Annotated in this window: 11 protein-coding genes and 1 pseudogene; 7 read left to right on the forward strand and 5 right to left on the reverse strand. The window is 68.6% G+C overall.

Annotation, left to right across the window (positions count from 1 at the left end; genetic code table 11):
* Positions 1-8 precede the first annotated feature (8 nt).
* From EV646_RS08540 to EV646_RS08550, 3 genes are all read left to right on the forward strand, one after another.
* Positions 9-749 (forward strand): IclR family transcriptional regulator, encoded by a 741-nt coding sequence (locus EV646_RS08540; protein ID WP_132145753.1) that lies wholly within the window; start codon positions 9-11, stop codon positions 747-749.
* A gap of 48 nt (positions 750-797) precedes the next feature.
* Positions 798-1,193, forward strand: a complete 396-nt coding sequence (locus EV646_RS08545; RefSeq protein WP_132145755.1) for an SRPBCC family protein — start codon at positions 798-800, stop codon at positions 1,191-1,193.
* A gap of 165 nt (positions 1,194-1,358) precedes the next feature.
* On the forward strand, positions 1,359-3,353 hold the full coding sequence (locus EV646_RS08550; protein WP_132145757.1) for an HNH endonuclease signature motif containing protein: 1,995 nt from the start codon (positions 1,359-1,361) through the stop codon (positions 3,351-3,353).
* A 4-nt stretch (positions 3,354-3,357) separates the two neighbouring features.
* Here EV646_RS08550 and ilvY read toward each other — a convergent pair whose 3' ends face one another.
* Positions 3,358-4,209: an HTH-type transcriptional activator IlvY gene (ilvY, locus tag EV646_RS08555; protein WP_132145759.1), complete on the reverse strand. Its 852-nt coding sequence runs from the start codon at positions 4,207-4,209 to the stop codon at positions 3,358-3,360.
* Positions 4,210-4,284: 75 nt separating this feature from the next.
* On the opposite strand from ilvY, the gene EV646_RS08560 reads away from it, so the two are divergent.
* On the forward strand, positions 4,285-5,748 hold the full coding sequence (locus tag EV646_RS08560; protein ID WP_132145761.1) for a ketol-acid reductoisomerase: 1,464 nt from the start codon (positions 4,285-4,287) through the stop codon (positions 5,746-5,748).
* Positions 5,749-5,780: 32 nt separating this feature from the next.
* On the opposite strand, the gene EV646_RS39235 is transcribed toward EV646_RS08560, so the two are convergent.
* Positions 5,781-6,071 carry a nitroreductase family protein gene (locus tag EV646_RS39235; protein ID WP_199236908.1) on the reverse strand — a complete coding sequence of 97 codons (291 nt, stop codon included), beginning with the start codon at positions 6,069-6,071 and terminating at the stop codon, positions 5,781-5,783.
* Positions 6,072-6,147: 76 nt separating this feature from the next.
* Positions 6,148-6,396: pseudogene (locus EV646_RS40925) on the reverse strand (nitroreductase family protein); the annotation flags it as partial.
* Positions 6,397-6,559: 163 nt separating this feature from the next.
* On the opposite strand from EV646_RS40925, the gene EV646_RS08570 reads away from it, so the two are divergent.
* From EV646_RS08570 to EV646_RS08580, 3 genes are all read left to right on the forward strand, one after another.
* Complete coding sequence (locus EV646_RS08570) at positions 6,560-7,255, forward strand: GntR family transcriptional regulator (protein ID WP_132145763.1); 696 nt, start codon at positions 6,560-6,562, stop codon at positions 7,253-7,255.
* Between the two features lie 129 nt (positions 7,256-7,384).
* Positions 7,385-8,836, forward strand: a complete 1,452-nt coding sequence (locus EV646_RS08575; protein WP_132145765.1) for an NCS1 family nucleobase:cation symporter-1 — start codon at positions 7,385-7,387, stop codon at positions 8,834-8,836.
* Positions 8,833-9,555 carry an aspartate/glutamate racemase family protein gene (locus EV646_RS08580; RefSeq protein ID WP_241995582.1) on the forward strand — a complete coding sequence of 241 codons (723 nt, stop codon included), beginning with the start codon at positions 8,833-8,835 and terminating at the stop codon, positions 9,553-9,555. The genes EV646_RS08575 and EV646_RS08580 overlap by 4 nt, the downstream gene beginning before the upstream one ends.
* Here the strand turns inward: EV646_RS08580 and EV646_RS08585 are convergent.
* Both EV646_RS08585 and EV646_RS08590 read right to left on the reverse strand, forming a co-directional pair.
* Positions 9,548-12,484, reverse strand: coding sequence for a DUF3376 domain-containing protein (locus EV646_RS08585; protein ID WP_132145767.1), 2,937 nt, complete (start codon positions 12,482-12,484; stop codon positions 9,548-9,550). The genes EV646_RS08580 and EV646_RS08585 overlap by 8 nt on opposite strands.
* A complete protein-coding gene (locus EV646_RS08590; RefSeq protein ID WP_132145768.1) occupies positions 12,375-13,580 on the reverse strand; it encodes a patatin-like protein in 1,206 nt (401 codons plus the stop codon). The genes EV646_RS08585 and EV646_RS08590 overlap by 110 nt, the downstream gene beginning before the upstream one ends.
* Positions 13,581-13,590 lie beyond the last annotated feature (10 nt).

The following is a 13,590-nucleotide window of genomic DNA, read 5'->3' on the forward strand; positions in this document are numbered from 1 at the left end:
GGCTCACGATGAAGAACCCACCGGCGTACGGCGTGACGAGTGTGGACCACGCGCTGCGTCTCGCGGTGATCCTGCAGGTGGAGGGACCACTCACCGTGTCCGCCGCGGCGTCACGGCTCGGCGTGGCCCGATCCACCGCTCATCGTTTGCTGTCCACGCTCGTGTACCGCGACTTCGCCGTACAAGACGATGACCGCAGCTATCGCGCCGGCCCGGTCCTCGAGGTCGCGGCGAAGGCGCAGTCCGGCATCGGCACCATCCGCGCCGCCGCCCTCGGACCGATGCGGACCCTGGCCGAGACCGTCGACGAAACCGTCAACCTCAGCATCCGGACCGGGCGCACGATCCGGTTCATCGCCTCGGTCGAAGGCACTCAGACTCTCCGAGTCGGCAGCCGCGAAGGCATGGTCCTGCCCGCCCACCACGCCACCGGCGGTCTCGCCATCCTCGCGGCTTTGTCCGACTCGGAGCTCACCTCGCTGTACGACGCCGCGCCTGTGGACGAACGGGTTGACCTGGCCAAGCTCCGGCGCGAGCTGCGAGCGGTACGGCGCAGCGGCATCGCCATCAACCGCGAACGCACCGAACGCGGCCTGATCGCCTTCGGCCACGCGATCACCAACAGCCTCGGCGATACCGTCGCAGCCGTGTCGGTGTCGATGCCGACCGTCCGCTACTCCCCCGCCACCGTCGAACACATCACGCCCGCGTTGACCACCGCCGCGCACGCGATCTCCGCGGCACTATGACCGATTTGTTCAAGACCCTGCGGCGGCACGACTCCTAAGGTCGATGGCATGGAAACCTCACGACACATCAGCACCTACATCGACCGGACGTCCAAGGAGGTCTACGACTTCGCGTCGAACCCGCAGAACCTGCCGCAATGGGCTTCCGGCCTGAGCAACAGCACGGTCGAGATCGTGGACGGGCAATGGGTCACGGACTCCCCGATGGGACGGATCCTGATCGACTTCGCTCCCCCGAACGACTTCGGCATCCTCGACCACGACGTCACCGTCCCGTCGGGCCAGACCTTCCATAACCCGATGCGGGTGATGCCCGACGGCGACGGCGCCGAGGTCGTCTTCACCCTCCGCCGCCAGCCGGACGTGACCGACCCCGACTTCGAACGCGACGCCACCACCATCGCCGGCGACCTCGCCACCCTCAAGACCCTGCTCGAGGGCTAGCGCGCCTACCCCGGAGCTGCGACGACCTCTTCACCGCCCACCGCTTGCCTATCACTTTCTGACCGGTCTTGAGTGTGACGTTTCCCCTTGTGGATAAGGGATTTCAGTTCACGGTCGACTTGCTTCGGCATCCAATCGAACATATGCTCGGATACATGTTCGACGATGACCTGGCTGAGCTCGACACCGCAGACCTGCTGGTCGCCGCGGCGCAGTTCGTCGACGGTCCAAGAACACGCCGCGGTACGGCTCCTCGAGGCCGCGCTCGCCTTCGCCGACCGGCACGCCGTCGTCAACTACGACAGCGGCGAGGTGCTGCCCGGCACCGAACGATTGAAGGTGTACGGCGGCGACGGCTGCCCCGGGGTGGCCGAGTTCGCCCCGGTCGAGTTCGGCGCCGTCACCCGGATGTCCACCGGCGCCGCCGCCTCCTTCATCGGCGAAGCCCTCGCCCTGCGGCACCGCCTCCCCAGGATCTGGGCCGCCGTGCTGGCCGGGAACGCGGTCGCGTGGCGGGCCCGCAAGATCGCCCACGCCTGCCTGTCGCTGTCGCTGGAGGCGGCCGCGATCGTCGACCGCCGCATCGTCGGCATCGTCAACACCGTCACCCCCACCAAACTCGCCACCATCGTGAAGGCCGCCATGTGGGAAGCCGACCCCGACCTGGCCAAAGCCCACGCCGAAGCCGTCGCCAAAGCCCGCCGCGTCTACGTCGGCCCCTCCGACGACCACGGCACCAAGCGGTTCTGGGTCCGCGCCGCCGCCGGCGACGTCATCCGCTTCGACGCCACCATCAACGACATCGCCCGCGCCCTCAAAATCCTCGGCGACCCCGACACCCTGGACCAACGCCGCGCCAAGGCCATCGGCTGGATCGCCGACCCCGCCGCCGCCCACCACCTCCTCCAAGTCGCCCGCTACCTCGCCCGCATCCGCCCCCACATCCCCGAAGACGACCCCGGCCACACTCACACGCCTACCGCCGACCGCCCTGCAAGCAGTACAGAAGCCGCCGCTCCCGATGAGCGGCCTGCGCCGGACGACTGGCCGCCGCCGGAGGACGACACTGTCCTGGACGACGGCGACCACGACGTCGACGGCGCCCACGACCACGACCACGACCACGACGGCGACGACCACGACGGCGGCGACGACGGTGACGACGGGCATGACCGCACCGCGGGGCGCGACTGGACCTCACCGGCTGACGACACCGTCCCGAACGACGGGGTCCGCGGGTACGACGGCGACGACCGCACGGCGGCACGCGACTGGACCAAGCCGGCTGCCGACAGCCCCGCCCACGCCAGCGCCGGCGACGGCGACCCTCACAAGGACGCCAGCCATCCCGACGCCGCCGCAGACCAGACCGACGACGATGGTTGGTACCCGGCGGACGACGGAGCCAACCCGGACAACAGGGGCGTCATGCACGACTGGGCAATGCCCGATGACGATCCGGGCCCGGATGACTGGCACGACCCGGAAGACCAGAGCGCGGCGGCCGGCACCGGTGAATCGGGTGTGCCGGGGGACGAGTTCGCCGACGACGCGTTCACGCGGCGGATGTTGGCCGAGTCACTTCCGGCCAGGCTCGCCGCGATCAAGCAGCAGGCCTACAGCCACGGCCTCGCCGCCGGCACCGGACAACGCCCCAACCGGCACACCCTCTACGTCCACCTCACCGACAAAGCACTTGCCACCCGCAACGGTGTCCTACGGGTCGAAGAACTCGGACCGCTGCTGCTCAACCAACTGAGCGAACTGCTCGGCCACGACCACATCGTGGTCAAGCCCGTCATCGACCTGCGCGAACAGATCAATGTCCACAGCTACGAAATCCCCGACCGGATCCGCGAACGCGTCCGGCTGCGGCACCCGGTGGACATGTTCCCCTACGGCGCCGCCGAAGCGACCACCCGAATGGACCAAGACCACATCACCCCCTACGACCGAACCGGCCCACCAGGCCCACGAGGCCAGACCGACCCCGACAACCTCATACCACTCGGACGACTCCACCACCGCGCAAAAACCTTCGGCGGATGGCAGAGCCGCAGGCTGCCCACCGGCGGCGTCGAATGGATCAGCCCGCACGGCTTCCGCTTCCACGTCGACCACACCGGCACCCACCCGATACCGACGGATCAGCCAGGCTGAGCTTTCACGGTTGAGTGTTCGTCAGAGCCCAGAGGGCGGCAATCAGCGGACGTCGTAGGTCTGCGCGACGGGCGCAGAGGCCGATGGTGAGCGGCTCGAGTGTTGGGCGCGCGGACAGCTCGACCAGTCGGCCAACAGAGGTCGAGGACTCCAGCACGAGGCGTGGCACGATCCCGGTGCCGCAGCCCAGGGCCACAAGCGCAAGGAGTGCTTCATGCCCGTCGGGCTCGGCCGCGATGACCGGCTTCACCCCAGTCCGGCGGAACCACCGGAACGCCGCCTCGCGCACCAGCCCCCGTGCCGGTACGACGAACGGCCCATCCGCCGTGGACACCTCCGTACCGCGAGCGGCGACCAACACCAGATCGGTGACGGCCACGGTACGGGTCACCATCGTTTGCGGCAGACGCTTCGGGATACCCGCGACCGCAGCGTCCACCTCGCCCTCATCAAGCCGGGCCAATGCGGTCGCCGCGTCACCGGTCCTCACGTCCAGCCGGATCTGCGGGTGCGCTGACCGCAGTGGCGCGAGCAAGTCAGGCAGCAGTGCCTGGCAGGCGGTGACCGTGGCGAAGATGCGCAGGTCGCCGGCCAGTTTGGCCGGCTCGCCGGTGCCGGCGTGGTAGTCGTCCCAGAGTTGCAGAGCCTGTTCGGCGTACGACGTGAAGCGCTGACCCTCGGCGGTGAGAACTACGCCGCGCGGACCGCGGTCGAGCAGTCGCGCCCCCGCGCGTGTCTCCAGCCGCTGGATCGTCCGGGTCAGCGTCGCCGGGCTCACGTGACACTCCAGGCTGGTGCGCCCGTAGTTCAGCGTGCGCGCCAGATGCAGGAACAGCTCCAGCTCGCGATGCTCCATGTTTCACCTCCCGCAACGGCCCGATGCAGATGTTGCGCTTGCTGCAACACTAGCGGTCGGCGTTGACTGAAAGGCATGAGCACCTTCACTTCGGAGATCTTCCAGACCGAGACCATGACCGTCCCCGGTGGGACGGAGACGATCCTGCGCGGCGGCCGGGACCTCTTCCCGTTGCTCCCCGACGCGCTGCACGGCGTACGGCGGATCGGCGTACTCGGCTGGGGACCGCAAGGTCGCGCCCAGGCCCAGAACCTGCGTGATTCGCTGGCCGGGACCGAGGTGACGGTGTCCGTCGGCTTGCGGCCGGGCTCGGCCTCGGCCGACGACGCGCGTACGCACGGATTCACCGAGGACAACGGCACCCTCGGCGACTGGCTGGCGGTCGCGGCCGAGTCCGACCTGGTGATCCTGCTCATCGCCGACGCCGCCCTGGCCGCGGAGCACGAGAAGATCTTCGCGGTCCTCAAGCCTGGCGCCACGATCGGCCTGTCGCACGGCTTCCTGCTCGGCCACCTCAAGGCAATCGGCAGCGGCTTCCCTGCCGGCCACCCGGTCATCGCAGTGTGTCCGAAGGGCATGGGCGACTCCGTACGGCGTCTCTACCAGCAAGGGGCGACGGTGAACGGCGCCGGCATCAACGCGAGCATCGCCGTCCACGCGGATCCGGATGGGCACGCGACGGATCGTGCGCTGGCGTGGTCGGTCGGGCTGGGTTCTCCGTACACCTTCGCGACCACCCTGCAGGACGAGTACCGGTCCGACATTGTGGGTGAGCGCGCCATCCTGCTGGGCGCAGTGCACGGACTGGTCGAGGCCCTGTACCGCCAGTTCCGGCTCGACGGAGCTGATCCGGTGACGGCGTACGAGCGTTCGACCGAGTCGATCACCGGGCCGATCGCCCGCACGATCTCCCGGTCCGGCCTGCCCGCTGTCCGGGCCGCGCTGTCCGAGGCGGAGCAGGAGTTGTTCGACCGCGCGTACAGCGTCTCCTACGGACCAGCGCGCGAGATCGTCGCCGAGATCTACGACGAAGTTGCCGAGGGCACCGAACTACGCAGCGTGATCCTCGCGGAGCAGCGGCTCACTTCTCGTCCGATGTCGCGGATCGGCGGCAGCACGATGTGGTCCCACAGCGCCGAGGTGCACACGCGCCGCGGTACGACGCCGGCCGCGATCGACCCACTCACCGCGGGCCTGTTCCTCGCGACCATGATGGCGCAGGTCGACGAATTCGCCGACCGCGGGCACGCCTGGTCGGAGATCGTCAACGAGTCGATCATCGAGGCGGTCGACTCACTTCTCCCGTACATGCACGCCCGCGACGTCGCCTACATGGTCGACAACTGCTCCCGCACGGCTCGCCTCGGCACGCGCCGCTGGGGTCCCCGCTTCCAGGCGGCGTACGAGCAGATCGCCCTGCCGGCCGTCGACACACCCGCGGACCCCACGCTGATCAAGGGCTTCCTGGACAACCCGGCCCACGAAGCCCTCGCGGCCGCAGCCGAACTCCGCCCATCGGTCGACATCTCCGTCGCCTGACACGCGAGGAGGGCGGGCGCCGTCCTTGCGCTTCAGCGGAGTTCGAAGCCCAAGGTCTGGAGGGCTGCACGGAGGTGTTCGCGACCTTTGAGACCGGCCGTGGTGCCGAACCGGGTCGCGACTCGCTCCGTCCAGCCTTCCGGTAGACCCGCAGCGGAGTAGAAGCCGTTGAGCACCTCCTCGTAGGTCTTCAGGTGAGGTGCTTGCGGCTCGAGCTCGTAGCGCTCGTGGTGAAGCACCACCTGCTGCGGGAGCCGCGGCTTCACGGCGGTCTCGTCGTACTTGTCTGGATGACCGACGACGAGACCGAAGACCGCGAACACACACGTGTCGCGCCCGGGCGAGATCGGCCAGCCAGGCCAGCAGCAAGGGCGCCTCGACGATGAACTGCTGGTCACCGGCCAGTTCCGCCAACCGCCGACGACGTTCTTCGTCGCGTACGGCGACCACGCTCCACAGCTGGAGATTGCCCGACGTCGGAGCCGATTGCGCGGCGGCGATCAGAGCCGTCAACGTCTCGTCGGGGACCGGATCGGGCCGGTACGAGCGCACCGACCGGTGGGCCAGCTGGTGCGACAGCACCTCGGTCCACTGCTCCGGAGCGTCGTACGCCTTCGATCCGTAGCGCAACTCGTAGGGGTCTGCCATGTCAGCTCCTCGCTGCGGTGCCGTGGATGCCGTGCTCGTCGATGCAACTCTTCGTCGGTCAAGGACGGGAAGTCCAGAGCGGGCTGACCTGCTCCTCCACCGCGCCGTCCGTGAGCTGGGACGGCGTTACCGCGCGGAAACGCCGGGGGCTTATCGTGCCCGGATGCGTGGTCGGTCGGGATTCGCCTCGCGGTTGGTGCGGACGGCCGCCGCCGGGGAGCAACCGCATGTCGAAACGGACTTGCGGCACGCCATCCTGACCGGGGAGCAGCCGCCGGGGACGGGCATCCCGATCGACGAGGTCGCGGCGTTCTTCGGCGTGAGCGCGATTCCGGTCCGGGAGGCGCTCAAAACACTGCGCGGCGAAGGCCTGGTCGAGCATCGGCCGCATGTCGGGTACAGCGTCGCCAAGCTGACCTACCTCGAGTTCCAGGAGCTGTACGACGTACGCCAGGCGCTCGAGGCCGCCGCGCTGCGGGCAGCCGCGGTGAATGCGACCAGAGCAGACCTGGAGGAGATCGAGGCAGCCCTCGAAGAACAGGGCCAGGCCGGCGACGACCGCGCGTACGCCGCGGCGACCCGCCGGTTCCACTTCGCGTTGATCCGGCCGTCGGGGATGCGGCGGATGATCCGGATGTACGAGTCGGCCTGGAACATCACCGAGCCGGCCCGCCCGATGTCGCGCGTACCCGCGCACGAGCGGACTGCCTTCCACACCGACCACGCGCGGCTGCTCGAGGCGTACGCCGCCCGCGACGCCGACGCCCTGGTTGCGGAGTCCGACCGGCACTATGCACACCTCAAGGAAGCGATCGCGGAGTTCGCCACGGATCCGGAATGCTTCGCTGACCCTGCGTAATCCCGCGTTTCCTATATTTGAACGGAAACCCGGCGTTTACCGGCGACGCCGGCCGGCGAAACGACCGGTTCCTAGCTTCGGTGCACTGGCCGCACGACTCCGCCCGCGGCCCGGCCCGAGGAGCAGACCATGACCGACCCCCGGCTCACCAACGAAGACCTGGCGCCGCTGAAGAAACAAACCTGGGGCAGCTACAACATCTTCGCGTTCTGGATGTCCGACGTGCACAGCGTCGGCGGCTACCTGACCGCCGGCAGCCTGTTCGCCCTCGGCTTGACCAGCTGGCAGGTGTTCGTCTGCCTGATCGCCGGCATCTGCCTGGTGCAGTTCTTCTGCAACCTGGTCGCCAAACCCAGCCAGGTCACGGGCGTTCCGTATCCGGTGATCAGCCGCGTCTCCTTCGGCGTACTCGGCGCCAACATCCCGGCGATCATCCGCGGCCTGATCGCGGTCGCCTGGTATGGCGTGCAGACCTTCCTCGCCGCGGAGTCGCTGAACATCGTGTTCCTCAAGCTCTGGCCCGGGCTCGGCCCCTGGGCGGATGCCGACGTCCACGGCTTCCTCGGGCTGTCGCTGCTCGGCTACGTCAGCTTCGCGATCCTCTGGGTCGCCCAGGCCGCGCTGTTCTGGCGCGGGATGGAGACGATCCGCAAGTTCATCGACCTGGCCGGCCCGGCGGTCTACGTGACCATGCTGGCGCTCTGCATCTACCTGCTGGTCAAATCGGACTTCGCCATCGACCTCAACCTGTCCAACCACACCCTGTCCGGCTGGACCACCGTCGGCACGATGCTCGGCGCGATCGCCCTGGTCGTCTCGTACTTCTCCGGTCCGATGCTCAACTTCGGCGACTTCGCCCGGTACGGCAAGAGCTTCGACAGCGTGAAGAAGGGCAACTTCTGGGGACTGCCGGTCAACTTCGTCTTCTTCTCGCTGCTGACCGTCCTCACCGCCGGCGCCACGGTCCCGGTGTACGGCGAACTCCTCACCGACCCGATCAAGACGGTCGAGCGGATCGACAGCACCTTCGCGATCCTGCTCGGCGCGGCCACCTTCGTCACCGCGACCGTCGGCATCAACATCGTGGCGAACTTCATCTCCCCCGCGTTCGACTTCTCCCACGTCAGCCCGCAGAAGATCAGCTGGCGGATGGGCGGCATGATCGCGGCCGTCGGGTCAGTCATCCTCACCCCGTGGAACTGGTACAACAACGACACCGCGATCCACTACACGCTCGGCATCCTCGGTGCGCTGATCGGCCCGCTGTTCGGGATCCTGATCGCGGACTTCTACCTGATCCGCAAGCAGAAGGTGGTCGTGGACGACCTGTTCACGATGGAGGAGAGCGGCGAGTACTACTACCGCAAGGGCTACAACCCGGTCGCGGTTCAGTCGGTGATCGCCGCCGGTCTCGTCTCGGTCGCCTCGGTGCTGGTGCCGCGCTGGATCGGTACGGCGCTGTGGATCAGCGACTACAGCTGGTTCATCGGCTGCGGCATCGGCTTCGCCGTCTACACGGTGCTGGCGAAACGTGCTGACGTCGGCGCGAGGGTCGCCGTACCGGCAACTGCGGCGGCGTGACCTTCGTGACGGGGATGCGGATCAAGGTCATCAACCCCAACACCACAGCGTCGATGACCGCCATGATCGGCAAGTGCGCCCGGGCCGTTGCCGGTCCGGGCGTGACCGTCGACGCGGTGAATCCCCGGCAAGGACCCGCGGCGATCGAGAGCCACACCGACGACGCCCTCGCCGTACCGGGCCTGCTGGAGGAAGTCGCACGGGGTGAGGCCGAGGGGTACGACGGTTACGTCGTCGCCTGCTTCGGAGACCCCGGCCTGAAGGCGGCCCGCGAGCTGGCCCGCGGCCCGGTCGTCGGCATCGCCGAGGCCGCCATGCGAACGGCGTCGTACCTGGGCCGCGGCTTCAGCGTGGTCACCACAATCGCCCGCACCGTCGGGCACGCCCGCGACCTGACCTTCGCATACGGCGTCGAGCGCCAGTGCCTGGGCATCCATGCCTGCGACATCCCGGTCCTCGACCTCGATACCGACCCGAACGCCTGGACGACCATCCTCCGCACCTGCGAGAAAGCCCTCACCCGCGACCACTCCGACGCCATCGTCCTCGGCTGCGCCGGCATGGCCGACCTCTGCCACGACCTCTCGGCCAACCTAGGCGTCAGCGTCGTAGACGGCGTCGCCGCAGCCACCACCACAGTCGAGACGCTGGTCCGAATGCGCCTGACCACCGGCAAACTCACCGAGTTCGCCCAGCCACCGGCTCGCGGCCTCAGTTGAGCTGATCAAGTGTCTCCCGTAGGCGGCGGCCCGTGCGGGTGAGCTTGAGGCTGGTGGCGTCTGGACTGGATCGGGTGAGCAGGCAGCGGAAGCGGACATCGTTCTTCCACAGCAGCTCGACCACCTCGTCTGGGCTCTCGTCCTGGGCGGGCCACTGGAGTACGGCGTTCTTCTTGTCCCTGAGCAGGCGTTCGCGGATCCGTCGTACCGATCCGGTCAGCACAGTGATCGGTACGACGTACAGGAGGAGCAGGGCGAAGATGACAGCGGTGGCGAGGGCTGAGCGCCAGACCCAGTTCGGCTGGTCCGGCCACCAGGTGATGATTCCGGCCGCGACGAGCCCGTAGCACGTGCCGTAGATCACCGACCAGGTCGCGGCGACACCACTCGACTGATGGACCCCGCGGATCCGGTAGACGACGCTCGTACCGTCGCTCAGCTCGTTCCACGATCGCAACCGCCACCCCGTCCAGTAGCCGACCGCGCAGCCGACCAGAACGAGCGCCGCAGTGATGACCCAGAGCCAGATGCGGTGGTCCTGCCACGTCGGGGCTTGGTCGAACACCCAGAAAGCCAGCTCGACCAGAGCGTAGACGGCCAGCGCGAGGAGCGCGAGCGAAGCGATCACGCGCGCGATCCAGACCCAGCCGGCGAGGACGCGCAACCAGAACCGCTTCCGCGTCGAGAGCTCCTTCTTGGCCTGTTTCGGGAAGTAGCGCCGCAGAAGCCGGTCCAGGGACCGATACACCGCGGCGACCGGGCTCATCGTCTCCGACGGCAGGCTGCCCAGCAGCATGAGTGCCAACGCGAACGCGATGATCGTCCCAGCCACCGCCAGCGAACGGGACTTCCCACCGTCGTCGCCACTGTTCCAGCCGTCGACCGCGAAGGCGACGAGTGGTATCAGAGGTGTCAGCAGTACGACGCTGTGCAGCAACGTCCCGGTCCGCAGCGCGGCGAAGCCGAAGGCGGTCAGCAAGGCGCCGACCCCGATCGCGGTCGCCGGTCCCGACGCCCAGCCGTCGATGCCGCCCAGCAAGGAGAGCGCCAGGAGCAGCGCTCCTCCGGCCAGCGTCAGCACGGCAAGGAATCGGGCGATGGTGGTCCCCGCCGCGAGGCCCAGGATGGTCCAGTACGGCATCAGCATGCCGCCGCGCAGTGTCCGGGTGACGGGCTTGATCGCACCCAGGCCCGAACGGTTGCTGTCGGCAACAGTGACGGCGACGCTGGCCGCGGTCGCCGCCGTACGGATCAGCTGATCGCTGCGTGACTCCTCCTCGAGCGGCTCGCGACCGACCCCGGCGCGATCGAACGCCCGCAACGCCTGCAGGCCGCGGTCCACCTCGTCGGCCGACAGCGGAGCCGAGTCCGCCGGCGGCTTCGTGATCTCGAGCTGTTTCAGCAAGGAACTGTTCTGGATCAGGAAGAGCTCGCCCTTCGAGGACGGGTTCGCACGGTCGATCCGGTCGGCTTTCACCGCCGCCGCGATGGAGGGAAGCTCCTCGACCGCGGCCCGGAGGTGCACCGCCCACGCCGCGAGCGCGGCGAGACTGGGCAGGCTGGCCGGCAGGTCCCGATCCGGCATGTACGCCGATTTCAGTTCGTCCACCGCGACCGCGCGCAGACGTTGAAGCTGCTCGGGCAGCGGCCCTCCGAACAACGTCCCGACCAGCTTCTGGACGAATTCCTCCGCGGTCTCGGCCTCGCCACGCAGCCTGCGCTGGACGCTGCGCCGACGCAGTCGCTCCGGCGACAGGATGACCTGACACAGCATGGTGGCGGCGTCCATCCGGCCCCAGGCCCAGTCGTTCATCCGCCACGATCGCTTGAGGAATCCGCCGAAGCGGTTGAGCGACATCCCACCGACCTTGTCGTCGGCGGTGGTCGACTGCTCGGCAAAATGGTTCTGCGTCTGCAACGAGATCTGCACCAGGTCCACCGGATGCGAGCTGGACGCACCACTCTCGTCGGCGAGCGTCCACGACGCGATGTGCAACCACAGCAGCCGCGTCAGAACCCGCTGCTCGACGTCCTCCCCCTCGATGTCGCCGAACACCTTGCGCCACTGCGTCAGTGCGCCCACCTCGGCGACCGCGTCCGACAACCTGTTCAGTACGTCGAGCGCACTCACGACGGCCTCGACAATGACCCCCACCGCGTTGTTGGCGCGCACACCTGGGGCGCCCGTCGGTATCAGCTTGTAGAGCCGCGCGAATGCCTCGACCTGCGCGGCCCTGCGCACCTCACGCCGTACGTCGAAATTGGACCCGGCACGGTCGCCGCGATCGGGCCGGCCGGCGCGATCGCGGACCCACTCGCGGGTGTCCTCGAAGGTCTCGAACCCGATGACCGCTTCCTCGGCGCTGCGGATCAGCTCAGTGGCCGCGCCATCGTCGTCCCCGGCCACCGCGCGGGCGTAGTGCGCCAGCCGCAGCTTCCAGTAGTCCGTCCCGGGTCGCAGTGTGCTGAGGGTCTCGTCGTCCACCCAAGGACTGTCCATCGCCTCGCGAAGGGCCTGCAGGTCGTCCCTCGCCCTGCTGACCTTCCTCCGGTCGTCGGCGAGCCGGGTACAGGTGTCCGGGTCGGAGCTGATTCCGATCAGGCGATGCAGCAGGTCCATCGCCGCGTCGCCGAGATCGAGCGCCGCGGTGATTCCCCAACGCCAGTATGGCGCCGCTTCGCCGGTGTCTTCGGGGAATTCGGCCGGGACATACGGCAGTTCCGCCCGTTCCTCCGTCCATTGGACCTGTGCTGCCTGGACCGCCGCTGCGATCCGTCGTACCGACCAGTCCGCGGGTGGCTGAACGCGCTGGGCGAGATCACGGGCCGCACGCCTGATGCGCTGGTTGCGGTACTGCGTGAAGACGCAGCGGGCCAGCGTCCGCAGGCCGGTCCGTGATCTCGCCCATGATGTCGAGCCGGGTACCACGGCGGGCCCGTGCCGCCTGGTTGTGTTTCTCGACCTCGTCGACGAAGGTCCGGCTGCCCTGGCTGAGCAGCGCACCGAGGACGCCGCCCATCGCGTCGGTGACGGTCGGCGGCTCGTCGGAGAGATCTGGCGGATCCGGATGGTTCACCGGCGCATGCGGATAGACGAGCAGCATCACGCGCTGAACCAGGTCACCGGCCGGCATCCGGGCGATCGCATCGAGCGCGGCTTGGGTCGGTGTGTTCGCGAGGAGGCCGCCGTCCACGGCGTACCGCGATCGGTCTGGCGGCATCTCCTCGGCCGGCCCCGCGGTCCGCCACGACACGTACTGCCCGAGGTCAGGCCGACGGTCCGGATCGGTCAGATCGATCGGCCGGTCACCGGGTGGGGCCGTCGTACCGGCTCGGCCGCGGGCCGGCACGAAGCAGGGCTCGAACGCCACTGGGAAGCCCGCCGTACACCGGGCGGCCATCGCCAGCGCCGCCGGCACATTCCGGCCCGGTCCGGGAGCGAAGTCGTCGTGCACCCCGACGGCCTCGTCGTCGCGCCTGAAGGTGAAGTGTCCCTGGTGGACCATCTGCGGCAACTGCTGGCCGAGCGAGTCGACCGTCACCGTTCGCGCGCCATTGAGCAGCGTGGTCGTGATGATCAGCTCGATCGGATGCTCAGCGCTGTCGGTCGCATCCCACGGCTTGCACAGCTGCCGCATCGCGTCGTTCAGCTTCGGCAGGAAGTAGTCGTCGCCGCGCAGCAGTGACGCCGGTGATCCCTTGAACGGCCGCTGCAGCAGCGAGTCCATCCGGCCCTGCTCGGCCCACAGGTCCCGCATCAACCCGACGTCCGCGCAGGTGTTGGCCTGGCCCAGCGCCAACGCGGCTCCGTTGATCCCGCCTGCCGACGTACCGGCGATGACGTCGGCGCGAGCCTTGGCATTGACCAGTTCCAGCAGACGACCGTACGGGCCGAGCCCGCGTGTGACCCGGTCGATCTCGCGGACGACCCCGCCCATCCAGACCGCGAGACTGACGCCGCCGTTCAGTACGACAGCGAACCGGATCTCCTCCGGCACGCCCCACTCGTCGCCCGGCACGTTCATGAAAGCCCCC

The organism is Kribbella antiqua (assembly GCF_004345665.1).
GTDB classification, from domain to species: Bacteria; Actinomycetota; Actinomycetes; order Propionibacteriales; family Kribbellaceae; genus Kribbella; species Kribbella antiqua.